The 24,356-nt window shown below is 36.3% G+C and carries 25 protein-coding genes; 4 read left to right on the plus strand and 21 right to left on the minus strand.

The annotated features are described in order from the left end of the window. Positions 1-8 precede the first annotated feature (8 nt). The 5 genes from rbsD to JFU20_RS11885 form a co-directional block, all read right to left on the minus strand. Entirely contained in the window at positions 9-404 is a 396-nt protein-coding gene (gene rbsD, locus JFU20_RS11865; protein WP_201038641.1) for a D-ribose pyranase, read from the minus strand. After that, the gene (gene rbsK / locus JFU20_RS11870; RefSeq protein ID WP_002010585.1) at positions 401-1,297 is read right to left on the minus strand and encodes a ribokinase; all 897 of its coding nucleotides are present in this window, start codon (positions 1,295-1,297) and stop codon (positions 401-403) included. Before rbsK ends, rbsD begins: the two co-directional genes overlap by 4 nt. Positions 1,298-1,310: 13 nt before the next feature. Further along, the gene (gene rbsR, locus JFU20_RS11875; protein WP_201039227.1) at positions 1,311-2,297 is read right to left on the minus strand and encodes a ribose operon transcriptional repressor RbsR; all 987 of its coding nucleotides are present in this window, start codon (positions 2,295-2,297) and stop codon (positions 1,311-1,313) included. 122 nt (positions 2,298-2,419) lie between these two features. Further along, positions 2,420-4,033 (minus strand): MDR family MFS transporter, encoded by a 1,614-nt coding sequence (locus JFU20_RS11880; RefSeq protein WP_002167100.1) that lies wholly within the window; start codon positions 4,031-4,033, stop codon positions 2,420-2,422. Between the two features lie 19 nt (positions 4,034-4,052). After that, positions 4,053-4,520 carry a MarR family winged helix-turn-helix transcriptional regulator gene (locus tag JFU20_RS11885; protein ID WP_002029807.1) on the minus strand — a complete coding sequence of 156 codons (468 nt, stop codon included), beginning with the start codon at positions 4,518-4,520 and terminating at the stop codon, positions 4,053-4,055. A gap of 271 nt (positions 4,521-4,791) precedes the next feature. On the opposite strand from JFU20_RS11885, the gene glpT reads away from it, so the two are divergent. After that, positions 4,792-6,141: a glycerol-3-phosphate transporter gene (gene glpT, locus JFU20_RS11890; RefSeq protein WP_002167099.1), complete on the plus strand. Its 1,350-nt coding sequence runs from the start codon at positions 4,792-4,794 to the stop codon at positions 6,139-6,141. 131 nt (positions 6,142-6,272) lie between these two features. On the opposite strand, the gene JFU20_RS11895 is transcribed toward glpT, so the two are convergent. The 4 genes from JFU20_RS11895 to JFU20_RS11910 all read right to left on the minus strand — a co-directional run bounded on the left by JFU20_RS11895 (position 6,273) and on the right by JFU20_RS11910 (position 10,152). Further along, positions 6,273-6,389 (minus strand): DUF4027 family protein, encoded by a 117-nt coding sequence (locus JFU20_RS11895; protein ID WP_002167098.1) that lies wholly within the window; start codon positions 6,387-6,389, stop codon positions 6,273-6,275. A 269-nt stretch (positions 6,390-6,658) separates the two neighbouring features. Beyond that, positions 6,659-7,081, minus strand: coding sequence for a universal stress protein (locus JFU20_RS11900; protein WP_002010593.1), 423 nt, complete (start codon positions 7,079-7,081; stop codon positions 6,659-6,661). Between the two features lie 65 nt (positions 7,082-7,146). After that, positions 7,147-8,598, minus strand: coding sequence for a SulP family inorganic anion transporter (locus JFU20_RS11905; RefSeq protein WP_002167097.1), 1,452 nt, complete (start codon positions 8,596-8,598; stop codon positions 7,147-7,149). A 306-nt stretch (positions 8,599-8,904) separates the two neighbouring features. After that, on the minus strand, positions 8,905-10,152 hold the full coding sequence (locus tag JFU20_RS11910) for a cell wall-binding repeat-containing protein (protein ID WP_002167096.1): 1,248 nt from the start codon (positions 10,150-10,152) through the stop codon (positions 8,905-8,907). Positions 10,153-10,326: 174 nt separating this feature from the next. On the opposite strand from JFU20_RS11910, the gene JFU20_RS11915 reads away from it, so the two are divergent. Together JFU20_RS11915 and JFU20_RS11920 are read left to right on the plus strand one after the other, a co-directional pair. Then, the gene (locus JFU20_RS11915; RefSeq protein WP_002167095.1) at positions 10,327-11,004 is read left to right on the plus strand and encodes a response regulator transcription factor; all 678 of its coding nucleotides are present in this window, start codon (positions 10,327-10,329) and stop codon (positions 11,002-11,004) included. 11 nt (positions 11,005-11,015) lie between these two features. After that, entirely contained in the window at positions 11,016-12,386 is a 1,371-nt protein-coding gene (locus JFU20_RS11920; RefSeq protein WP_002167094.1) for a sensor histidine kinase, read from the plus strand. A gap of 38 nt (positions 12,387-12,424) precedes the next feature. On the opposite strand, the gene JFU20_RS11925 is transcribed toward JFU20_RS11920, so the two are convergent. Beyond that, positions 12,425-12,949 carry a dihydrofolate reductase family protein gene (locus tag JFU20_RS11925; RefSeq protein ID WP_002010525.1) on the minus strand — a complete coding sequence of 175 codons (525 nt, stop codon included), beginning with the start codon at positions 12,947-12,949 and terminating at the stop codon, positions 12,425-12,427. A gap of 106 nt (positions 12,950-13,055) precedes the next feature. Here JFU20_RS11925 and JFU20_RS11930 point away from each other — a divergent pair, with 106 nt between their 5' ends. Further along, the gene (locus tag JFU20_RS11930) at positions 13,056-14,009 is read left to right on the plus strand and encodes a helix-turn-helix transcriptional regulator (protein ID WP_002010526.1); all 954 of its coding nucleotides are present in this window, start codon (positions 13,056-13,058) and stop codon (positions 14,007-14,009) included. Between the two features lie 27 nt (positions 14,010-14,036). Here JFU20_RS11930 and JFU20_RS11935 read toward each other — a convergent pair whose 3' ends face one another. The 11 genes from JFU20_RS11935 to JFU20_RS11985 form a co-directional block, all read right to left on the minus strand. Then, complete coding sequence (locus tag JFU20_RS11935; protein WP_002167093.1) at positions 14,037-15,473, minus strand: DUF4367 domain-containing protein; 1,437 nt, start codon at positions 15,471-15,473, stop codon at positions 14,037-14,039. Then, entirely contained in the window at positions 15,439-15,996 is a 558-nt protein-coding gene (locus tag JFU20_RS11940) for an RNA polymerase sigma factor (RefSeq protein ID WP_002167092.1), read from the minus strand. Before JFU20_RS11940 ends, JFU20_RS11935 begins: the two co-directional genes overlap by 35 nt. Before the next feature lie 179 nt (positions 15,997-16,175). Continuing rightward, positions 16,176-16,610 carry an HIT family protein gene (locus JFU20_RS11945; protein ID WP_002167091.1) on the minus strand — a complete coding sequence of 145 codons (435 nt, stop codon included), beginning with the start codon at positions 16,608-16,610 and terminating at the stop codon, positions 16,176-16,178. 62 nt (positions 16,611-16,672) lie between these two features. Next, positions 16,673-17,050, minus strand: coding sequence for an OsmC family protein (locus tag JFU20_RS11950; RefSeq protein ID WP_002125220.1), 378 nt, complete (start codon positions 17,048-17,050; stop codon positions 16,673-16,675). Then, the gene (locus JFU20_RS11955) at positions 17,025-18,452 is read right to left on the minus strand and encodes an amino acid permease (protein ID WP_002010506.1); all 1,428 of its coding nucleotides are present in this window, start codon (positions 18,450-18,452) and stop codon (positions 17,025-17,027) included. The genes JFU20_RS11950 and JFU20_RS11955 overlap by 26 nt, the downstream gene beginning before the upstream one ends. A gap of 204 nt (positions 18,453-18,656) precedes the next feature. Beyond that, a complete protein-coding gene (locus tag JFU20_RS11960; RefSeq protein WP_002010507.1) occupies positions 18,657-19,301 on the minus strand; it encodes an amino acid ABC transporter permease in 645 nt (214 codons plus the stop codon). Next, positions 19,302-19,958, minus strand: a complete 657-nt coding sequence (locus tag JFU20_RS11965) for an amino acid ABC transporter permease (RefSeq protein WP_002010508.1) — start codon at positions 19,956-19,958, stop codon at positions 19,302-19,304. It abuts the gene before it with no gap. Between the two features lie 87 nt (positions 19,959-20,045). Further along, a complete protein-coding gene (glnH, locus tag JFU20_RS11970) occupies positions 20,046-20,876 on the minus strand; it encodes a glutamine ABC transporter substrate-binding protein GlnH (RefSeq protein ID WP_201038642.1) in 831 nt (276 codons plus the stop codon). Between the two features lie 12 nt (positions 20,877-20,888). Then, positions 20,889-21,743, minus strand: a complete 855-nt coding sequence (locus JFU20_RS11975; RefSeq protein WP_002063777.1) for an amino acid ABC transporter ATP-binding protein — start codon at positions 21,741-21,743, stop codon at positions 20,889-20,891. A 10-nt stretch (positions 21,744-21,753) separates the two neighbouring features. Further along, complete coding sequence (locus JFU20_RS11980; protein WP_201038643.1) at positions 21,754-23,214, minus strand: alanine/glycine:cation symporter family protein; 1,461 nt, start codon at positions 23,212-23,214, stop codon at positions 21,754-21,756. A gap of 159 nt (positions 23,215-23,373) precedes the next feature. Continuing rightward, positions 23,374-24,345, minus strand: a complete 972-nt coding sequence (locus JFU20_RS11985; RefSeq protein ID WP_201038644.1) for a phosphotransferase enzyme family protein — start codon at positions 24,343-24,345, stop codon at positions 23,374-23,376. Positions 24,346-24,356 lie beyond the last annotated feature (11 nt).

Raw genomic sequence — 24,356 nt, forward strand, 5'->3', positions numbered from 1 at the left:
TCCCTTTATTAAAAAATCACGCCTGCATGTAAAATAACATTCGCATAAGGCGTTGCTTCTCCTGTACGAATAATCGCCTTCGCTCTCTTTGTATACTCTTTAAATTCCTTATGAGACACATATTCAAATGCTGGCTCTATTAAACGCATCTCAACTTCTTTGTTTACCAGCGCATTATTCATAATGACTTCTTCTGCTAACGTCACTTTCTCAATTGCCATATCATCAGCAACAACTTGTAATACGTCTAAAAAGCTAGGCTTTCCGATTTCAACTGCTAAATCAATTCGTTTTACTCCATCAGGAATAGGTAACCCGCAATCAGCAATTACAATCGTATCTGTATGTCCAAGTGAAGCAAGGACTGCCGCAATTTCGCTATTTAATACACCGTGCTTTTTCATCCGACAATCACCTGCACTTCACGTACTCTATCTCTCGTTGGCATACCGCCCTGTGCCCCAAGTTTCGTTACAGAAAGACCACCAGCAATATTTGCAAAACGAATTGCCTTTTGAAGTGTTGCTCCTTCAGAAAGCGCAACTGCTAACGCACCGTTAAATGTATCACCTGCTCCAGTCGTATCTACTACGTCTACAGCAATACTTGGAACTTGAACAACTTCCGTTCCGTTATGGAAACGAACACCGTTAGACCCTTCCGTCATCAATAGCTTATTTGGATATTTCGCAAGTAACTCTTCAATTGGTGATGTGAAATCATTTAATACGATGCGACATTCATGTTCATTCGGCGTAATATAAGTCGCTTTTTCTAAAATATCTTCTGATAAAAATTGTGCTGGAGCCGGATTCAACATAACTGGAATTTTATGCTCCTCACAAATAGACAGAACGTATTTTACTGTTTCAAGCGGAATCTCTAGTTGAAGAACAACCATATCTGCTTTTACAAGAAGGTCTTTTGAACGATCTACAATCGACTCATTTACAAGAGCATTTGCTCCTTGTACGACAACAATACTGTTATCCTCTTCTGCTAAAACGATATGAGCGATTCCTGTCGTCCTATCTGTAACCGGTACCACATAGTCGATAAAAATGCGTTCGTTCTCCAAATTTTTTCTAACTACTGTTCCGTAATCATCATTTCCTACTGCACCAACCATCGCTACATTTGCTCCTAATCTAGCTGCAGCAACTGCTTGGTTGGCCCCTTTTCCTCCTGGTATCGTATGAAACGCTTCACCAATTACTGTTTCTCCTGCTTTCGGCCGTATTTTTGAAACAGCCACTAAGTCCATTGAAATGCTACCTACTACTGCAATATTTGGCATCTGTCTCATCTCCTTACTTCGTTGTATTTCGTTCTATAATTTCAATCGGTAAACGATAGTGTTTCTCTTCTAATGGATTTCCTTCCATCTGCTCTAACAACAATTCTGTTGCAATTTTCCCCATTTCATAAATTGGCTGTGCAACAGTCGTAATAGATGGATACATCATTTCAGTTAAAGAAATTCCATCGAATCCAATAATTTGTAAATCGTCTGGAATAGAAATTCCCTTTTGAAGTGCAGCCTTTACAACGCCGATTGCAATTAAATCATTCCCAGCAACAATTCCATCAATATGCGGATATTCTTCCAATAATTCCACCGTGACCTGTTCACTATTAGCTGGATCGAATGTACTCTCTGCAATCATATAAGAAAGATTATTTTGCGTAATAACGTCTACAAAACCTTCAAAACGTTCATTAGCTGTGCTCACATCACGCGGTCCGCGAATATGTGCAATATGTTTACACCCTTTGTCTATTAATAACTTTGTCGCCGCCTGACTCCCTGCATAGTTATCTGCATATACAGTAGGAATGCGCTCATTAAACATACGGTCAATCGCAACAACTGGAATAGACAAATTCATGTAATTAACACTATTTTGTGGATTCGTTGCCACAATAAACCCATCCACATTATTTTGTCTAAGCACATCAATGTATTGTTTCTCTTTTTCTAAACTTTCATCAGAGTTACAAAGGACAACTGTGTAACCTTGCTTATATGCTACATCTTCTACGGCACGTGCAACTTCTGGAAAGAATGGATTCACGATATTTGGAACAACTAAGCCAATTAAACGAGACTTTTTATTATATAAAGAACGTGCTACTGTACTAGGTTTATAATCTAGCATTTCAATTGCTCGCTCTACTTTTTTTAATGTATCCTCATGAACATATCCATTTTTATTTAACACTCTGGAAACGGTCGCAACAGATACCCCTGCTAATTTTGCAACGTCTTTAATCGTACTCATTCTCTTTCCCCTCATTTCATGTAACCGTTTACAGAAAATAATATAACGCATTTATAAAAATACGTCAATCATTTCTAACTAAAAAGCTTTTAAGGTTATACTCAAAAAAAGCATCGCCATAAGGCGATGCTTTTTCATTACGAATATGATACAGTTTTTTCCTTTTCTTCTACAGCAGGTTCTTCTGCAACTTTTTTACGATCAGACAGTTTAATTTTCTGTAAGAAAATCGTAAAGATTGCACCCACTACGATAAATACTAATCCTGTTAAAAATACAGTATGCAGCGAATCTACTAAAGAACTTTTCAAAACCGGTACGATGCTATTAGAAAATGCTTCTGGCATTTGTTTTAAAGCCTCTGGACTAAATAGCATAGAATATAAACTTTGTGGATCTGTATGAATCATATCTTTAAATTTTGTTACCATTTGTCCCGCTTCTTTTGGGAATGTGTCTAATACAGGTACTAATTTATTTGTTAACGTTGTACCTGAAGTGTTATTCATAATTGACCCTAAAATTGTAATCCCAAACGTTCCACCGATTTGACGGAAGAATTGACTTGATGATGTTACAACACCAAGATCTTTTTTCGGGAAGCTTTCTTGTAATGCTAATGTTAATATCGGCATAACAAGCCCCATTCCTAAACCGATAATCATCATATAAGAAGTAGCGGTAAGCTTAGTTGTGTGCATATCCATCGTTGTTAATAACCAGAAACCACTAGCCATAATAAGCATCCCTGTAATAATTTGTGGTTTCACACCAACTTTTAATACAAGTTGACCACCGATAATACTCATAACGATCATTGTGATCATCATCGGTGTCATAATCGTTCCTGATTCAGCAGCACTTACGCCTACAATTCCTTGCATAAAGAACGGTACGAACATAATTGCTCCAAACATTCCGATACTCATAAAGAAACCGATCGCATTCAGTAGTGTAAATGTGCGGTTTTTAAAGAAGTGCATCGGTAAAATTGGTTCTTCAGCCTTCGTTTCAACAATAACAAAGCTAACAATACCAATGGCAGCTAGTGCAAATAACCCGATAATTTGCCAAGAACCCCATGCATAATCTTTCCCGCCAAACGTTAATGCAAGTAATAAACTTACAACACCGAGAATCATCGTGAAGATTCCAGCGATATCAATTTTAATTGGTCCTGTTTGTTTATGTGCTTTTAATCCCATTGCAATAAAGATTGTCGCTAAAATACCAACTGGTAAGTTAATATAGAATACCCATCTCCAGTCCACTGCGTCTACAATCCAACCACCAACTTGTGGTCCAATTACAGAGGCAAGACCATATAGAGCTCCAAAAATACCTTGCCATTTAGCACGTTCTTTTCCCGTGAACATATCTCCGATAATAATCATAGCCATTGGCATCATAATACCGCCACCAAGACCTTGAATACCACGGAAAATAATTAATTCTGTCATACCGTTTGCCATACCACATAAAGCTGAACCAGCCATAAAGATAATTAATCCTGCTATATATACGTTACGACGCCCAAGTAAATCCGCTAATTTACCTGCAATCGGTACAACCGTTGTTGATGTTAACATGTAAGCTGTTGTTAACCATGTCATTAAACTTAATCCGCCTAGTTCACCGACGATACGAGGCATTGCTGTACCAACGATTGTTCCGTCCAATGCAGCAAATAGCATCGCGATTACTAAACCGATTAACAACAACTTTCTATTCTGATTTTCTTGTTGCTCCATGTAATCTCCTCAATTCCTCTTAGTTTTTCTCTTTTTTCTCTTTTTTCTCTGGTTTCCCGCAAATAATTGTTTCTAGCTTTTCAAAGAGGCGCAACAAATCTTCCCTCTCTTGTAATTCTAAGTGTGAGAAGTATTTTGCAATATGCTCATTACGAGCCGCCATCGCTTCTTCTACTGTAGCTTTCCCCTTCTTCGTTAGCTCAATGACAACAACGCGGCGATCATTATCGTCGTGATAGCGCTCTACTAACCCATGATCAATTAAACGATCAGTCATTACTGTAATCGCACTCGGTTTCACGTACATTTTCTCCGCCAATTGTGTCGCTCTTGAAGCTCCGTAATGATCTAAAATCTTTAAAATATAAAACTGCGGTGGTGTAAGTCCTGATGCTTGCATTTGTTCTAATAGCTCTGTTTGCATTTTCTTTCCTATAGCGAATGTAAGAGCTTGAATCTTATCAATATGAGTCATATCATTTGGCATGTTATCCACCTCTTATTTAAGCAATAAAATATTTAACGTATTTAAATATTAATCCCACAAACAAAATACGTCAACAACTTTCTTTATGAAAACGTTTACATTTTTGTCACAAAGTTGTATAATTTTCGTCGAAGTTAATATTGACAGTCACGGAGAATCGGAGTATATGGCTATGAATCATAAAAAAGGGAACTTTTTTATATTTCATAGCCTTTTTGTATTCTCTCTGTCTTAAAACGCTTCCAATTAATTAGGGGAGGATTTTCATTTTATGTTTTTCACACAATTATTTAAACCTGCGCCCCACGCAGAACGCTTACCAGCTGATCGCACTGATAGCGAATACCGCAAATTGCGTTTGCAAGTATTCTTAGGCATCTTCATCGGTTATGCGGGTTACTACTTTGTTCGAAAAAACTTTTCACTCGCAATGCCATACTTAATCGAACAAGGCTTTAGTAAAGGGGAACTTGGGGTTATCCTTTCAGCAGTATCTATCGCTTACGGATTAAGTAAATTTCTTATGGGTATCGTATCCGATCGTTGTAATCCTCGCTACTTTTTAGCAGCTGGGCTATTTTTATCCGGTATCATTAATATTATTTTCGGCTCATTTTCTTTCATTACAACGAGCATTATACTTATGTTTGTACTTCAGTTTTTAAATGGATGGGTACAAGGTATGGGATGGCCTCCTTGTGGTCGTACGATGGTTCACTGGTTCTCCGTTAGTGAACGTGGTACAAAAATGTCTATTTGGAACGTCGCTCATAATGTCGGCGGCGCGCTTATGCCTTCTCTCGTTACATTAGGCTTATATTTCTTTGCAAATGACTGGAAAAGTATATTTTACTTCCCAGGTATTCTTTCAATTTTGGTGGGGATTTATGTATTAATTACGATGAGAGATACACCTCAATCTTGCGGATTACCTTCTATTGAAGAACATACTGGGGAATATCCATCAGATGAAAAAGTAGCGGACCGTGAACGCGAACTTTCGGTAAAGGAAATTTTATTTACATACATATTAAACAATAAGTTTTTATGGTACATCGCTATCGCTAACGTCTTTGTTTATTTCGTTCGTTACGGCGTTGTAGACTGGGCTCCTACTTATTTAGTAGAAGAAAAAAGCTTTACTCACAGTAGCTCACGTACAGCTTATGCTCTATACGAATGGGCTGGTATTCCAGGTACACTTCTTTGCGGATGGATGAGTGATAAACTATTTAAAGGGCGCCGCGCACCTGCTGGCATTCTATTTATGGTCGGTGTATTCATTGCCGTTCTTGTTTACTGGCTAAATCCTGCTGGGCATCCAATCATTGATAGTATCGCACTTGTTTCCATTGGATTTTTAATTTACGGACCTGTTATGTTAATTGGCCTACACGCTCTTGACTTAGCACCAAAGAAAGCTGCTGGAACTGCCGCTGGGTTAACTGGGTTCTTCGGTTACCTAGGCGGAGCTACTTTTGCTAGCGCAGCTATGGGCTTTATCGTAGATGCATTCGGATGGGATGGCGGATTCATCTTATTACTTGTATCTTGCGTACTTGCAATGCTCTTCCTTGCTCTTACTTTAAATACAGGATCTACTAAATCAAAAGAAGTTTAAACAAAATATAATGTGTAGAAAAAATAAACATAAAAATAGCTCTCAGCATTTACTTACATGCTAAGAGCTATTTTTTATTTATCGTTCTTCTCTTGCTATTTATATTAATCATTTCCCTTCTATTCATACGATTAAAACATTTGCTGAAACATCTTTATTAAAACAGCTAACATAACAGATCCAGCAAATCCACCTAAACAAATTAAACTTACTCCTTGACTATATGATAAATTTTGCAATGATTTCATTACTTCCATCCTCCCTATCTCCCCTTTGATACTCTTATTTTACCAATGGGAAAAATTTCATAACATCGATTTTTCTGACAACAAACTTACAAATTTGTAAGTTAACAATTTCCCTTTAAACTTATATCTAGTATTTCCATAATCTCCCCCTCTATACATCAAAAAAGACCTCGAATTATATCAAGGTCCTGCTTACACTACATAATATCTCACTCAACTTATTTTATCCTGCTATTCGCCGGGCAGTAAGACCCCCACTGATTAAAGCTTCACTTTATAATCATAACCGGGCATTTCACACGCTTTGCTATTTTATGACTTACACTACCAAGCACCATCTCTTGCAGTGTATTTAGCCCTCTACTCCCAGCAATAATAAGATCTATATCTCCTGTATTTACATATTGAACAATCGTATCTCCTGGATCGCCATGTAGAATCGTAATTTTGTAGGAAATGTTCTCTTTCTTTAATAAACCCTCAATCTCTTTTAATTTATCTTTTCGACTAGCTGATATTGTTTCTAAATCCGTTTGTCCTTGTATAATATCTGACTTTGCCGTTCTATTATCTACTACGTACACAACTTCAACATGTGTTTCTTCGTTAAATTTCGCAATATATGTTGCATGCTCGGCTGCTCGAAGTGCATGTTCAGAACCATCGCATGCTAATAAAATTTGTTTGTACATATGCTGAATCCCCTTTTCGTTATCCTACCCGTATTATATAATAAAGCCCCCTAAAAAGGAGGCTTCTAACTAGCAATTCTCTTATTATAAGTAGCTAAATTCGCAACGAGCTTCGAGCTACGTTCATTTAACCCTGTGATCCTTACTTTCACACCGTTCTGTTCATATTTCATGATAACTTTATCAATTGCCGCTACTGCTGAATCATCCCATACATGTGCGTTAGTAAAGTTCATCTCAATTTCTTTCACATCTTCATTGTATGAAAAAGCATTTATATACTCTGCCGTAGATGCGAAGAATAGTTGGCCGTGAATTTCGTATATTTTCTTATTTTCAATATACAAATGTTTCACGTGAATCTTTGCCATATTGAATGCAAATAAAACTGCACTCATTATCGTTCCGATAATTACACCTAATCCTAAATTATGTGTAATTAGGACAATCACAACTGTTACGATCATAACAAATGCATTTCCTTTCGGTACTTTATGAATCGTCGCTACAGAGTTCCAATCAAACGTCCCAATCGAAACCATAATCATAACAGCAACTAAAGCAGCCATCGGAATATGAACAACGTAATCACCTAAAACAAATAGCAATACGATTAAAAAGCCACCGGCTACAAACGTCGATAATCTCCCTCGACCACCTGATTTAATGTTAATAACAGATTGTCCAATCATTGCACATCCTGCCATTCCTCCGAAAAACCCAGCAACAACGTTCGCAATCCCTTGTCCACGTGCCTCTTTATGCTTATTACTTTCCGTATGTGTCATATCGTCTAAAACCGAAGCTGTTAATAATGACTCTAGTAAACCGATAATTGCAAGCATAACTGAGTACGGTAAAATAATACGTAATGTCTCAAGTGTAAACGGTACATCAGGAATACTAAAGAACGGTAATTCTTTCGGTAAGCTTCCCATATCCCCTACTGTTTTCAACTGTAATCCGCTCATAAGTGCAATACTTGTCACAATAATAATTGAAATCAATGTAGACGGTACAGCCTTCGTAATACGTGGAAATAAATATATAATTGCAAGTCCTAATGCAACAAGTGCATACATTTGCCAAGTTGCATTTTTAAAATGTGGCAATTGTGCTGTAAAAACTAAAATTCCAAGTGAATTTAAAAAACCACTCATAACGGATTTAGGAACAAACTTCATAAATGAACTCAGTTTGAACACTCCAAAAATAATTTGGACAATACCTGTTACTATTGTCGCAGCAAATAAATATTGTAAACCGTGATCCTTCACAAGAGTGACCATTAATAAAGCCATCGCACCCGTTGCCGCCGAGATCATCCCTGGTCTTCCACCAACAAACGAAATTGTAACCGCAATACAAAAGGCCGCGTACAATCCAACCGTCGGATCTACACCTGCAATAACAGAAAAAGCTATCGCTTCAGGAATTAATGCTAAAGCAACGACAATTCCTGATAGTACGTCCCCTTTCACATTAGAAAACCATTCATTTTTTATCTTTTGAAACAAGCTACCACCCTCTACTCTTTTATCATTTGATTTTCTCCGTAAGAAAATCTAGGCCGACTGCACGAAGGCTATTATATAACGAGCAAAGGATGTTGTGCTATGTAAAAGTTTCCTAAAGAAAAGACGCTACCTTAGCAGCGTCTTTTCTCATTTCATCCCGCATTAACGGGCAGTAAGACCCCACCTCAAAATTCAGCGAAAGCAAAGAAGTTAGGTGGAGGTCAACTGCCCGTTAATGCGGGATTGGTGAGGGCTGATAATCAGTGGGGGGTGAACAAAACCCCCACTGATTAAAGTTTCACTTTATTAATGTCCACCATGCCCCTTACCACTTTCCTGAACAATCTCTAACCTCTCATCCAATATACCTTGCGTTTCAAATGAAATATCACTAGTACTTCCTAATAAGAAAGCATGGTTATACGGTCCAAGTGTTGGATCATCTTTAAACTTCGGCTGAATAGTAGCAAGGAAGTCATAAACTGGTTGTGAAGCTTTTCCTTCCTCAAGCAAAACAACAGGGGCATGTTTACCCATATGTGAAAACGGTGCTCCCGCAATTGCTAAGTCTGGTGTTTTGCTTGAAACAAATGACAAACCGTGACCTGGTTTTGTGAACCCCCAGCCAAATTTTGTTTTTTCATCTTTAAATTTCGCAAACGCAACCGAATTTTCTGTTGGCGTCTCCCCACTAATACGTGTTACTTTTCCGTATTTGCTTAGTTCTTTTTCTACTTCTTTTGAAATGATTTTTTCTGGTCCTAATACATATATATTGGCTTTATCTTTTCTCATCTTTAACGACTCAATTGTCGCTTCTGGCACCGTTTCTTTTTCTACATATAATAGAGGTTCTGGCATATGAGAAATCCAGTTTACAGCTGGTGTTGTATATAAACGTCCTTCTTCTTCAGACGAACCGATAATAACGCTATTTGGATAATTTCCTGTTATATTGGCATATTCTTTATCAACATCTTTAGCAAATTTAGCTGGGTCCGTTTCTTTTATTTGCTTTACTTTATATTCTTTTAATTGCTCTAGGCTAGATGCCCCTATATCCCCCATCACCATAATTTGCGTTCCATCTTTCGTTCCGAGCGGATTTAATCGTTTTATTTCTTTTAACGTCATTTCGGGTACCTTTTCTTTTTCTATAAATAAAATCGGTCCGTTATTCGGATGATGAATAAGATCCGCACTTGCAATACCTAATTGCCACTCATTCACTGGCACTAAAATAATAGCGCCTGGCTGATTCTCTTTATGCGTTGCTGGCCATATCGTTTGCGAAGTTAATACTGCCATTTGCAGAGGATCATTTGTATTTAATCTCGTTACATTTTTTAAACTTGTCGTTAATAAATCATTCGATGCACCTTGATTCATTTCTTTCGGCGCAGTTACCTTCTGATTCATTTTCATTTCCTTTTGCTCTGTTTTCTTCTCTTCTGTAGATTCATGATTTTTATGATCTGTATTCGTTTGTCCGCATGCCGCAAGACCGACTGCTGCAATTATTGTTATCCCCAAAATTCGGGTCATCTTTTTCACTATATCGCCTCCGTATTATTCGTTTTCGAGCCAATATTATTACCTAAAATGGAATTTCAACTTTACAATAACAAGCAATTCTGAAGAAATGGTGCAGATGCATTATAATCTGCACCATTTCTTCATGATTTTGACTTACAATTTAAGTAATAACTACAAATGCGGAGGTACTCTATGATCGATATACTACTCGTAGATGATGAACCGAGAATGCTTGAATTATTAACGCTTTATCTTACTCCAATCGGATATAACTGCGTATGTGCAGTATCCGGAGAAAAAGCTATTTCACATATAGAAAATCGAAACTTCAAATTTGTTTTACTCGATATTATGATGCCAAAGATGGATGGGTGGGAAACTTGCAAAAGAATTCGATCATTTAGTAACGTTCCTATCATTATGGTAACTGCTCGTGATCAAACGGTAGATGTCGTTCAAGGGTTAAAACTTGGAGCAGATGATTACGTGACGAAACCATTCCACGAAGAGGAGCTCTTCGCAAGAATTGAAGCTGTTTTACGCCGAACCAATCAACATGCACAAATCCAATATCACGGCATTTTATGGGATGAGGCCAAGCATTTCATTTCTGTCCATAATGAAGAACTTCTTCTCACCCCAATCGAATTCTCTTTACTCGGATTATTTTTACGTCATGTGAACTACGTATTAAGCCGTGATCAGCTCATTGAACGAATTTGGGGATTAAATACAAATACAGAAGATAGAACAGTCGATTCACATATTCGTAATTTACGTGATAAATTACGAAAAGTAAATTTCCCCATTGATCACCATTTAAAAACTGTTTACGGAGTAGGATATCGATGGATTGATATTGAAAACTAAGGAGCAAAACGATGAAGCGAATTTCTATTCAACTCGGATTTTATTTTCTAATTGTTACACTTTTAATCGAAAGTGTTCTATTTGTCTTGCTCTATTATAGCCTTGTAAACAATAGAGTGAATGAAGAAATGACTGCTTTATTAAAGCGTGGAAATAGTCACCGAGATGTCCTTGAAAAATATTTTGACAGGCAAACAATCTCCCATGTTGCTTTAATGGAATCCGAAGCTGAAACAACTGTTATTATTACAAATGCAAATAAGGAAATACTAGCTAAATCCAACGAAATAAATACTACTATAAAAAAACATATTGAAGGAATGCAAACACGAACAGATCATGATGGAGCAATTATAGAGAATCATTGGAAAACATCTAATTATATATGTACAGTTAGCCCAATTGTAGTGGCAGGAAAAACGGAAGGCTATGTATATATGTTTCTCGGAACGGAATCAATCGAAGAAATGGTTAACGGGCTAACAAGACAATTCATTATCGCAGGAGTCATTACTTTTCTATTAACAGCCATCACCATTTTTCTATTATCACGTTTGTTAACAAAACCATTGTTACACATGAAACAAGCGACTGAAAAAATGAGCAAGGGCGATTTATCCGTTTCATTAACAACTACTCGAAATGACGAAATTGGTGAACTAGCACAATCTATCCAAACTCTCGCAAATGATTTACATTATATGAAAACAGAGCGAAGTGAATTTCTAGCAAGTGTTGCTCACGAATTACGAACACCATTAACGTACGTAAGAGGTTATGCTGACATTGCATTAAAAGAAAACACACCCCCAGAGCAACGTTTACGATACTTATCCATTATAAAAGACGAGTCTGATTATATTACAAACTTAGTTCAAGATTTATTTTCACTCGCTCAAATGGAAAAGCATAACTTTTTCATTCAAGTACAGGAAGTGCATTTACACACCTTCCTTACTCGCATCACTGAAAAAATAAATGTGATGTACGGAGAAAAACAAATTAAAGTTGTTTTCACATGTCCTTCCTCACTCTTAGTAAAGCTAGATGAGCAACGCTTTGAACAAGTTATGGCTAACATTTTAAATAACGCGTATAGACATTCAAAAGAACATTCTCATATTAATATTTCTGTTACAGAAGAACATAAACATATTTCCATCAAAATTAAGGACAAGGGAGAAGGTATTCCCCCTGAAGACCTCCCTCACATTTTCGATCGCTTTTACCGTGTTGATAAAGCGCGCTCTAGAGCTACAGGAGGCACTGGTTTAGGGCTCTCCATCGTAAAAGAAATCGTAGAACTACACGGCGGGAATATTACTGTCACCAGTGAAATTGATCACGGATCTTGCTTTACAATTTCATTGCCATCTATATAGAAACACGACTATCATCAATAGTCGTGTTTTCTTATCCTTTAAGACTTTACTTTATAATATAAATTTACGAATTGGCCAAAACGTTTCGTATCCGTTAAAGTTAAATGAATTTCCGGGTTCTTTTCTTTAAATAACGGAACTCCAGAACCTAATATGTGAGGTGTAATCGTAACAACATATTCATCAATTAAATTATTCTTAAAAAATCCTCTCAGTAGACTCCCTCCACCGACCATCCATATTTTGGATCCTTCCTGCTCTTTCAACCTTTTTGTAAACTCTAATACATCTTCATTTACAAACTCTACATGTTCGTTTGAACCTTTTTCTGAATTAGAAAAAACATAACATTTTTTATCTAGGTACGGGAATGTTTCCGTATGCTCTACCACATAATCGTACGTTCTCTTTCCCATAATTATCGTATCAATTGTTTCGTACATTTCTGTATAACCGTTGTCTCCCTCACCTTCTGTTTCCATTAACCACTCTAAATCATCATCTTCTTTCGCGATAAATCCATCTAAGCTCGCTGCAATAAATAAAACAATTTCACGTGACATATCTTTTCCTCCTTACAGCTTCTATTGATAAAATCATCTTATAGGCACTATACTAACCATAAAACATGACAACTTATGTCATGTTAAAAAAGAAAAGGTGATATCCTTGTCAAAAGCAAAACGTTTACTAGACATTCTTATATTTGCTTCTACGAAAAAAACATTTACAGCTCAAGAAATAGCTGATGAATTTAATATTTCCGTTCGTACGGTCCATAGATATATTTTAGATTTAAGTGATATGGGATTACCCATTTACGCTGAACAAGGTCGTAATGGAGGATATAAAGTATTAACAAGCAGCATGCTTCCCCCCATTTTATTTACCGAAGAAGAAGCGGTCTCCATCTTTTTTGCTTTCCAATCTTTAAGCTACTATCGTAACTTGCCTTTTAATACAGAAATCAATTCTGTTACTCATAAACTGTATAGCTCTCTACAAAATGATGCGAAAGCTAAAGTTGATAAAATACGTTCTTATATCGCTTTTTGGAATCCGAAGAGAACAATTGATACACCTCTTTTAAACGAAGTATTAACCGCGGCTATTGAAAATAAAAATTTACACTTTCAATACGAATCTAAATCAGGGATTAAAACAAAACATGTTCATCCTATCGGTGTATATGCTCACGACGGTTTATGGTATTTGCCATCCTATGACTTTAGTAGAAAAAAGGTATTACTGTATCGCGTTGATCGTATTCTTTCTATATTATCAACAGAAGAAAATAAAGATACGTTCATGAATTTAGAAGAATGGTTCGAATCTAACTCTAACGTAGTACACACTCCTATCCAATTCCATGTTTTATTAACGACAGAAGGCGTGCGCCAATGTAAAAGCGTTCCTTACCTTGAAGAATTCGTGGTAGTAAACGAAGATGGGACAGGATATATACATTCAACAATTGATAAAGGTGAAATTAATTTTATTACGCCTCTATTTTATCGGCTTGGAAAAGATGCACGAGTTTTAGAACCGAAAGAATTAATAGATGGTTTACGTATACGTGCGAAAGAAGTTTTAAATATGTATGGAGACGAAAAAAGCTGCTAAATATAAGCAGCTTTTTTGTATTTGTTCCTATTGTTTTGACTGTTGACGAATATCGAACCACCAACGATATTCCGCATTCATATTTTCAGTGCCCCCATTCCCACTGTAATGGAAAGCATCAAGAAAGATTGAATCTAGTTTATCCTCATCTACAAAATAACCTAAGTTAACTTTTACTGTTTCCCCTGGTGTGATACTGCCAATATTGTAAAAGCTTTTCCCATCTCCGTGAGGTTCCAAGTAATCAACTTCGCCCGTCATAATACGCGTTGCGTCCATTCCCTCTTCTTTAGCGTAGTTCCATGCATTCCCTTCAAATTTAAGCTGTTTTATGGATGGATGCATATAGATTTCTTCTGTCGCCTGTTTACCAATATTTTTCACTGTTGTTGTCAAGTAGACAAATTTAACATTAACTAATTTCGAATCTACTAATGTATCAATTGAATCTTTACCATTCCCTAATTTATATACATCCCGTCTGTATGATAGCAATTTTCCCGTCTGATCTAAAGCCTTCTTCTTGCTTAATATCCCTAGGCCAAGTTCATTAAAGTTCTCTTGTTTAAAATCTTTAATCGAATCAAAAACTTCAACTTTTTCTATCACATATTCAATTTGGCTGTTATCCATAGATATCGTTACTGGAACCTTTTGCCCTATATGAAATAGTCGTTTACTATCTTTTTTCAAAGGAATAACCTTAGTTTCTTTCGGTTCAGCTGCTTTGCTAAAACGATTTTCATCATAATCTGCTATATGTGATGCTTTTTCTTTTGAAGTAGGCTCCAGTGAAATATTCCCTAACACATCTATCATTTGTTCTTCATTTACATCGGATCCAATATAGCTTTCTAACATAATCCCTTCTTTCTCAAAAAAGAGAAAGACCTTCCTGTCAAACATTACATTGTTGTTTCCAGTTTCTTTATGAACAATTACTGCTTTCCTACCATTTATCTCTTTTTCTTCATAGCTTTTTGAATATAAATTTTGAAAGTCCGCATTTTCCCCTACTCTCCAGAGACTAAATGAAAATCCACCCATTGCGTAGTTATCTTTAAATGAATATTTCATAGCAGAGTCATCGATTGCTTCCATATTTTCTGGTAATTTACCAACCTTCAACTTATACCACTTATCAATATTTTTCGATTCCTTATTCGTTACTGAAACATTTACTTCGTAATTTTGTTTTTGAACAATCATATTATAGACTTTTACTGCACCAAAAACGGTTGTCGGCATACCAATCAATAAGCAAGCAGCAGCGATTAACATACGATGTCTTTTTCGCTTTGTCTGTGGTTTTCCATCTTTCAGCTTCATTTCCTCCATAAACAATTTCTTTTTGCGCGTATATGTATGTGAAAATTCATGTTGTTCTTCGAGTTTATCAAAATCATCTAAAGCAATTTTTTCAGCAAGTTCATATATTTTTTTGGAGTTCTTTGAATTCGTCATGTTGTATACCTCCTATAATATTTTGGACTCGTTTTCGAGCGCGTTCAAACTGCTTGCGGGCATTAGCCTCGGTTATTCCCATAACACTTGAAATCTCTTGATACGTTAAGTTATAGAAGACTTTATACTTAAACACCTGTCTGTTAGATTCACTTAATTCTGTTAGCAATGTATCAATTTGAACCTCAGACATTTTACGTTTTTCCCACTCTTCAATATTTTCATCTACTGCTTCTATTGATTCTCTTTCATATTCTTCTAAAAATGTTTCATGTCGTTTATTTTTCCGGTAACTATCAATCGCCTTGTTTTTCGCGACCCTCAAAATGTATCGTTTAAGCTCTTCTGTGCTCAAGCTATCGAGCTTTTCCAAGTTCTTATAAAGAGTAATAAACGTCTCTTGAACCGCATCTTCAGCCTGCTGAATATTATTTAAAATAGAATAAGCTACATAATAAATTTTTTGTTCGTACAACTCATATAGCTCTTCCATCTTTTCGTAATCTTTGTTTGTAACTTTCATATAATTCCTCCTCTCATTCTATATAACGAATGAGCGATATACTTTGTGACACTGCAGAATTCTTTAATAGATAAAATTAAATAATAGAATAAAGAAAAGCCCAATTTCTCTATTTTAACTGAGAAATTGGGCTTTTCTTTATTAATATTTCCCTAACTGTCCCCCTAAGAAAACTCCTCTTACACCTTTTCGCTATGTATTATTTTCTCTATTGCTTCTTTTAATAAATTCTTTGTCTCTTCAAAGTTATGATTCTGCTGTTCTCCAGGTTGTACCGTATAAAACTCAGCAAACGAACGCTCTTTATATCTCGGCACAACATGCATGTGATAATGAGTTAACTCGTTAAAGATTCCACCATTTTGATAAATTGTAATTCCATCTGGTTTATACAGTAATTTAATAGCCTTTGCGATAACCTTAGAAGCATCCATAATCGCTTTTGCTACACAATCATCTAATTCGTCCACTTCTACAACATGCTGCTTTGGAACGATTAAAGTATGCCCTGTATAGAAAGGCGCATGATCTAAAAAACAAGTTACATAATCATCTTCATACACTTTATATATAATTTCTTCTTCATTTGCTAATTTACAACCTAAACATTCCATCATTCTTCCCCCTCTGCCAAAAACATAAAAACGTGAGCGCCCTATTCTCACGTTTTTATGTTTCACTTTACTAATTCAATTGTTTCTGTAACTTTTATACTATCCTTTACAGATTGAACAATTGTGCAATTTTTCACCGCAAGTTGCAGTGCCTTGTCTAATTGTTCTTCTGTAATGTTTTGCGCTTTAATTTTATAGTGCAAATGAACACTTTCAACTGGTTTTGATAAAGCTTCACTTCTACCAATTTCAGTTTCAATTGTAAACGTATCGTATGCAATACGTTTCTTTTCTAAAATCGTTCGAAAAACAATTGCACTACATCCTGCGATAGAAGAAACGAGTAATTGTAACGGTGAATACCCATTTTCTTTTCCAATCGCTAATTGACCATACGATAAATCCGCCTGTATATCATCGTGTTTGATTGTTAGTTTCATTTGGTGTCTCCATCTCCACTTTCATCGGTTTCTGCCGTTTCTTATTTATATAATAATATATGTAGCAGAAAATGATAAATGGAATACCACAATATAACGCCATTCGTTGTTCTGGAATAAACGCTAAACTAATAACAACGATGCTATTTGTAATTAAAGCTAAAATTGGAACAAGCGGGTATAGTGGTGTTCTATACTTTAAGTCCTCTAATTTTCCTCCGCCTTTTAAATACTGACTTCTAAAGCGAAGTTGTGATAAAGCAATAATGATCCAACTTGAAACAGCCGATAAACCAGCTATAGATAATAAATACATATATACTGTATCTTCTGCAAGGAAACTTGTTAATAAAGATAACGCCGCTACAGCAATCGTTACGACTAACGCTGTAATCGGAATACCACGTTTATTTACTTTCTTGAAAGAAGCTGGTGCCATTCCTTCATTTGCAAGTGACCATAGTATACGCGTTGCTGCATATAACCCTGAGTTCGCTACAGATAGAAGAGCTGTAATAATAACGAAGTTCATAATATCAGCTGCATATGGAATACCGATTTTATCAAATACAACTACGAATGGGCTTTCAATTATCCCTGCTTCTTTCCAAGAAATTAACCCTACTAAAATTGTCATTGTTAAAATGAAGAATAACATAATGCGCCATACTGTATTACGAATCGCACGTGGAATTGTTTTTTCAGGATTCTGACTCTCTCCTGCTGCAATCCCGATTAACTCTGTTCCTTGGAAGGAAAAGTTAACTGTAATCATCGTAAGAAGCACTGCGGCTAGTCCATTCGGGAATAGCCCACCATCACTTACAAAGTTAGAGAAAAGAGGCGCTGCTTCTTTTCCATCGTATGGTAAGAATCCTAGTAATGCGCTACCACCAAGTAGAATGAATGCAATAATTGTAACTACTTTAATACTAGAGAACCAAAACTCTAATTCAGCATAACTCTTCGCTGATATTGCATTTGAAGCATATAAAATAACTCCGAATACGAGACACCATACCCAAACATCAACATTCGGAAACCATCTTTTCATCATTAAACCGATCGATGTTAATTCTAATCCTACTGTTACTGCCCATCCAATCCAGTATAGCCAACCGATCATAAATCCAGTTCCTGGTCCAATAAACTTCGTCGCATACTTTTGGAAAGATCCTGAAACTGGCATTGCTACCGTTAGCTCTCCAAGACAAAGCATTGTTAAATACATAATAAATCCGCCCACTAAATATGAAAGGATGGCTCCCCCTGGTCCAGCCTGATTAATGGTGTAACCTGAACCTAGAAAAAAACCAGTTCCGATTACACCACCTAGTGCGATCATAAATAAATGTCTACTCTTCATCGTACGATGTAATTGCTCATTCGTTGTTTGCTGCATCTTAATCCTCCCCCTACAAGTACCCCTATCTCTTTTTAAAATTTTCTGATAATAAAAATATACACGAAAGCGATTACAATTTCTATATAAAATTAAAACTTTTCTGATAAAACAATATAAAAATTCAAATATTAAGAGCTCACAATACTAATTTGAGGAAAAAAGGATTTATAAGGAAAAAACTCTTACATTTTTTTGTAAGAGTTAACGTATTTCTAATCTTCTAGATAAAATTGATAAACCGTAGTTTACAACAAAATACATACAGGCTGCTAGTATAAATGTCGGAATCATATAATTTACATTCTGCCCGCTAATAATTTGAGCATTATGCATAAGCTCTGGCAATGATATAACAACCGCTAATGACGTATCTTTTAACAATGAAATAAATTGACTAACAAGCGGGGGGACCATTCTTCTTAATGCTTGCGGCAAAATAATATGCCAAAGCGCTTGCACATACGTTAATCCAGAAGACCTTGCAGCCTCAATCTGCCCTTTTTCGATAGATAATAGACCGCTTCGAACAATTTCAGATATCATTGCCGCTTCAAATATTGTTAAAGCAACAATTGCAGCTGTTATAATTTCTAACTTCAATCCCACTTCCGGAAGTGCAAAATACGTAAAAAATATAATTAAAAGTAGCGGTAAATTTCGAATGACTTCCACGATAAAGCCTAATATTTGTGAGACGACAGGTATTTTCGTATAGCGCAATATTCCTATTACACTACCAATAATAAAGCTAAGTACAATTGCTATGAGCGCTACCTCTAACGTTATGAGTAATCCTTTTAATAAAAAGAGGATATGATCACCTGTTATCGCTCCTTTAAAATCCATTTATACCGCCTCCTTTGCCAAGCGTTTTTCTAAATAACGCACTAGCATACTTAGCGGAATTGTTAATACTAAATAAAACATCCCGACAAATATATATACATCAAACGTAACGAACGTCTTCGTTGAAATTAAGTCTCCTTGATACATTAAATCCGTTCCAGCAATGATTCCGAGTATTGAAGAGTTTTTTACTAAATTGAGAAATTGATTTCCTAGAGGAGGAATGACGATTTTCATCGCTTGAGGTAAGACGACATGATACATCGCTTGCGTATAAGTTAATCCTGAAGAACGTGCTGCTTCCATTTGACCTTTCGCGACTGATAAAATACCAGCACGAATTACTTCCGCAATAAAAGCCGCTGTATAAACTGTAAGCGCAACTGTCCCTGCTACAAAACCGTTGAAAGTAATTCCTATTACAGGCAAAGCAAAATAGAAAATGAATGCAATTAATACGAGTGGAATATTTCTAACAAACTCTACATAGGCAGAGCCAATCCAATTCAAAATACGAATAGGTGAAATTCGCATCACTGCCATAATAATTCCTAAAACAAAACTTCCTATTAGTGCAACTACACTAGACATAACCGTATATTTAAATCCTTCTAAATACATATCAATGTTATTCGTTAATATAGAAAAATCAGGCACATATTCTCCCCTCTTTCTTTACAAGAAGAGGATGAGTACTCTCATCCCCTCACTCTTACTATTTATCACGAGAAATAAAGTTTCATTTTACTTCTCTTGTTTTTGACCAATCCATTTTTCATACAATTTATCGTATTCTCCATTCGCTTTCATATCTTTTAATAAACTATTAATCTCTTTCGTTAAATCGTCTGCACCTTTTTGTACTGCAATTCCATACGGTTCATCCGTGAAAATTTTCCCTACAACTTCATAATTAGAATCTTGTTTTGCCATTCCGTAAAGAATCGCATTATCTGTAGTTAAAACATCGCCTTTACCTGCTTTTAACGCTGTAAATGCCTCACTATAATTCTCAAACTCTAATACTGTTGCTTCTGGTGATTTTTGGCGAATGTTGTTTGTAGATGTTGATCCTTTTACAGCTAATACTTTAACGCCTTGTTTTATATCATCAATGCTCTTAATATTGCTTCCTTTTTTCACAAGTAACGATTGTCCTGCTTTAAAATATACATCTGAGAAATCTACTTCTTTTTTGCGTTCTTCCGTAATTGTCATTGTCGCAATAATTGCATCAATATCACCATTTTTCAGCATCGGAATACGTGTTTTAGACGTTACTTCTTTCAGCTCTAGTTTCTTTTCATCACCAAGAATTTTTTTCGCAAGTGCCTTCGCGATATCAATATCGAATCCTTCTACTTGCCCTGTTGAAGGGTTTTTCAATCCAAATAAATTCGTATCATTCTTCACTCCAACTACTAACTTCCCGCGCTTCTTAATTTGCTCAACAGCTCCGCCTTGCTTCGTATTCGTTTCTTTCGCCTCGTCTTTTTTCCCCCCGCACCCAGCAACAATAAACACGAATAAACATGAGAATACAATTATGGTAAACAACTTTTTCATCTTAAGCATGAAATTCCTCCTTTAATGATTTAATACCCGGCTTAAAAATAGACGTGCTCTTTCTTGTTCAGGATTTGCAAAAAATTGTGATGGTGTTGTATCTTCGATAATTTGACCGTCATCCATAAATAAAATTCTATCTGCTACCTCACGTGCAAATCCCATCTCATGTGTGACGACGACCATCGTCATTCCTTCTTTAGCCAGCGCTTTCATAACATCAAGCACCTCTCCGATCATCTCTGGATCAAGAGCGGACGTAGGCTCATCAAATAGCATAATTTTCGGTTGCATCGCGAGCCCTCTAGCAATAGCTACCCTTTGCTGTTGACCTCCGGATAATTGATGAGGATATACACCTGCCTTCTCCGGGATTCCTACTTTCTCTAAATAAACCATCGCTGTTTTTTCTGCTTCTTCTTTTGAAGTTTTATTTACTTTAATTGGTGCTAGTGTAATATTTTGCAGAACTGTTTTATGTGGGTATAAGTAAAAATGCTGGAAGACCATACCAATATTTCGGCGTAATTCATTCATATCTGTTTTTTTATTGTGTACGTCTGTATTTTGTACGATTAACTCTCCATCAGTAATCGCCTCTAACTGATTTATACACCGAAGCAATGTACTTTTTCCTGATCCTGAAGGACCAACAACTACTACCACTTCACCTTTTTTCACTTGCACATTAATATTTTTCAAAACTTGGAAGTTACCATAATATTTATTTACATTACGAAACTCTATCACCATACTCCCCCCTCCCCTAAACAAAGCATGTACATTCTTTTTATATTCAAAAATAGGCAAAAAAATAACTTTCATCTTCATTTTGTCCATAAAAAAGAGCAAAGGGATCTCCCTTTGCTCCTTCATTTCTATTCTCTTAAGATACTTCTTCTTTCTTGTCTTTCCCGTATTCATGCTCCCAGAAATCAGCATTTTTAATTCCTAGTTTCTGCGGATCGAACACTGGATCTTTTCTTTCTTTTTTCTGCTTTTCATAATCCTTTAATGCGATCAATGCCGGTTTTTGTAATAATAGAATCGCAATAATGTTAACCCATGCCATAATTCCTACACCAATATCCCCTAAAGCCCATGCTGTTTCTGCTGTTTTTACACAACCGTAGAATACAACTCCTAAGAATACAAACTTTAGTACGATAGACATCCAAGGACGGTCTTTATCACGATTTAAGTAAGCTATATTCGTTTCTGCAATGTAGTAATAAGCCATAATTGTTGTAAATGCGAAGAATAGTAAAGAGATTGCTACGAAACCGTTTCCAAATCCAGGGAAAACAGATTCTACTGCTGCCTGTGTATAACCAGGACCTGGCTGTGCACCATTTAATTTATTGACGATAAAGTTTTTTCCGCTTGCATCAAATACGTTATACATGCCTGTAATAATCATCATAAATGCTGTTGCTGAACAAACAAATAATGTATCAATGTAAACGGAAAATGCTTGTACTAACCCTTGTTTAGCTGGATGCGATACTTCAGCAGCTGCTGCTGCATGGGCCCCAGTTCCTTGCCCTGCTTCGTTTGAATAAATACCACGTTTTACACCCCAAGAAATTGCTAAACCAATAATCCCGCCAAAAGCTGCTTCTAATGCAAATGCACTTTTTAAAATTAACATGAAAGCGTCTGGTAATTTTTCAATATTCATAGCTACAATTACACAAGCTACTAAAATATAGCCAAGTGCCATAAACGGTACTACAACTTGTGCTACGTTAACAATTCGCTTAACTCCACCAAAAATAATAAGTGCTAATGCCGCTACTAATACCGCCCCTGATACAGAAGTATTAATACCAAAAGCTGTTTCTAGACTTACAGCAATACTATTCGCTTGAACACCTGGAAGCAGCATTCCTGTTGCAAGAATTGTCGCTGCGACGAACACTAATGCGTACCATTTAACACCTAGTCCTTTTTCAATGTAATAAGCAGGACCACCGCGGAATTGCCCTTGATGCTTCGTCTTATATATTTGTGCAAGCGTCGATTCTACATATGCAGAACCAGCTCCTAGAAAGGCTACCGCCCACATCCAAAATACAGCGCCTGGACCACCAAAGGCAACAGCCGTTGCAACACCGGCAATATTTCCGGTTCCAACGCGCCCAGATAACGAAAGTGCTAACGCTTGGAACGAAGAAACACCCGCATCCGATTTTTCCCCTTGAAATGTAAGTTTCACCATTTCTCCTACATGTCTTACTTGTAAAAACCTTGTTCGAATGGAAAAATATAGACCTACTCCTAAACATAAATAGACAAGTGCTGGACTCCAAACAATATTATTTATCCAACTTACGATAGCTTCCAACTTTCCCCCTCCTTCTTTATAAAGAATATTCAGAATATATATAAAATTATAAGTGTATACCGAATCTATAACAATATTATTTTAATAAAGTAAACATATTTTTGTATAAAAAAACAAAGTATATATTTATTTTATATACTTTGTTCCCTTATCTCTGTATTATATATTCACTATTGCCTCTTGCTTTATAATTCTTTCATACAACTCATCTGATAACTTTTGAAAATCCTCTGGCATATCTTTCCCCTTAAATTTCTTTTGAATCGTACCGTATAGGCCTATATCACGTAACCGTAAAAATAACGGTAACGATTCATACCAACTATCCGCCAGCCTGTACTCATATTCGTACCCCTTTCTTAACACTTGTAACTGTTTACGAGCAAATTCCGTCTTTTTCTCCAATGTCCACGGTGTAAAAAGAACAGAGTAATAAAGAACCATTGCCAAATCATGAATGAAGTAATTATAGGCAGCGTCATCAAAATCAAAGATTGTTAGCCCTTTTCCATCATAATGAAAATTACCTGGATGAATATCGCCATGCATAAGGCCAAACGTTTCTCTTTCGATTGGAAGAGCCTTTATTTCATCCATTAATACAGTGGCAATCCCTTTCACCTTCTCATCTTCTAATCCATTAACAATGCTACTTTCATCCTCTTCCCACGTATCACGGTAGTCTGTTTTAGGATAATCCATTGTAAGGCGGTGTAGTTGTCCAATCGCTTTTCCCCACGCTTCAAAGTAAGCATCTCCCCAATAAGGCGATTCTTCTCCTTTTACTTGCTCACCTTGTGCATATGTAAATAAAGACGCGAAAAAGAAAGTGCCATCTTCCGCTCCAATTTCTTCTACAAGGTTTTGAGATATTGAATTACGAGGTCCCGCCACTTTTGCCCCATACTCTGCAACATACCGTAAAAAATCTAGTTCGGCCTCTACCTCTTTTTTAGACCGATGAGAAGAATGGGTTAAGCGTAATACGTAATCTTCATTATTTTTACCCTTCGCCTTAAAAATATAATTTTCAAAATCACCAAGTGGCTTTTCTTCCACCGTTACATGATATGCCTTTGCTGCTCTTGCTAAAATTTCATTCGTAAAAACACGTTCTACCGCTATTTCCATTTGTATCCCTC

The sequence above is a fragment of the Bacillus sp. TH30 genome (assembly GCF_016650875.1).
Lineage (GTDB): Bacteria > Bacillota > Bacilli > Bacillales > Bacillaceae_G > Bacillus_A > Bacillus_A mycoides.

Coding starts and splice junctions, on each gene's coding strand:
- rbsD (WP_201038641.1), bottom strand. CDS start 404: ATGAAAAAGCACGGTGTATTAAATAGCGAAATTGCGGCAGTCCTTGCT.
- rbsK (WP_002010585.1), bottom strand. CDS start 1,297: ATGCCAAATATTGCAGTAGTAGGTAGCATTTCAATGGACTTAGTGGCT.
- rbsR (WP_201039227.1), bottom strand. CDS start 2,297: ATGAGGGGAAAGAGAATGAGTACGATTAAAGACGTTGCAAAATTAGCA.
- JFU20_RS11880 (WP_002167100.1), bottom strand. CDS start 4,033: ATGGAGCAACAAGAAAATCAGAATAGAAAGTTGTTGTTAATCGGTTTA.
- JFU20_RS11885 (WP_002029807.1), bottom strand. CDS start 4,520: ATGCCAAATGATATGACTCATATTGATAAGATTCAAGCTCTTACATTC.
- glpT (WP_002167099.1), top strand. CDS start 4,792: ATGTTTTTCACACAATTATTTAAACCTGCGCCCCACGCAGAACGCTTA.
- JFU20_RS11895 (WP_002167098.1), bottom strand. CDS start 6,389: ATGAAATCATTGCAAAATTTATCATATAGTCAAGGAGTAAGTTTAATT.
- JFU20_RS11900 (WP_002010593.1), bottom strand. CDS start 7,081: ATGTACAAACAAATTTTATTAGCATGCGATGGTTCTGAACATGCACTT.
- JFU20_RS11915 (WP_002167095.1), top strand. CDS start 10,327: ATGATCGATATACTACTCGTAGATGATGAACCGAGAATGCTTGAATTA.
- JFU20_RS11920 (WP_002167094.1), top strand. CDS start 11,016: ATGAAGCGAATTTCTATTCAACTCGGATTTTATTTTCTAATTGTTACA.
- JFU20_RS11925 (WP_002010525.1), bottom strand. CDS start 12,949: ATGTCACGTGAAATTGTTTTATTTATTGCAGCGAGCTTAGATGGATTT.
- JFU20_RS11935 (WP_002167093.1), bottom strand. CDS start 15,473: ATGACGAATTCAAAGAACTCCAAAAAAATATATGAACTTGCTGAAAAA.
- JFU20_RS11940 (WP_002167092.1), bottom strand. CDS start 15,996: ATGAAAGTTACAAACAAAGATTACGAAAAGATGGAAGAGCTATATGAG.
- JFU20_RS11945 (WP_002167091.1), bottom strand. CDS start 16,610: ATGGAATGTTTAGGTTGTAAATTAGCAAATGAAGAAGAAATTATATAT.
- JFU20_RS11950 (WP_002125220.1), bottom strand. CDS start 17,050: ATGAAACTAACAATCAAACACGATGATATACAGGCGGATTTATCGTAT.
- JFU20_RS11955 (WP_002010506.1), bottom strand. CDS start 18,452: ATGCAGCAAACAACGAATGAGCAATTACATCGTACGATGAAGAGTAGA.
- JFU20_RS11960 (WP_002010507.1), bottom strand. CDS start 19,301: ATGGATTTTAAAGGAGCGATAACAGGTGATCATATCCTCTTTTTATTA.
- glnH (WP_201038642.1), bottom strand. CDS start 20,876: ATGCTTAAGATGAAAAAGTTGTTTACCATAATTGTATTCTCATGTTTA.
- JFU20_RS11975 (WP_002063777.1), bottom strand. CDS start 21,743: ATGAAGGAGCAAAGGGAGATCCCTTTGCTCTTTTTTATGGACAAAATG.
- JFU20_RS11985 (WP_201038644.1), bottom strand. CDS start 24,345: ATGGAAATAGCGGTAGAACGTGTTTTTACGAATGAAATTTTAGCAAGA.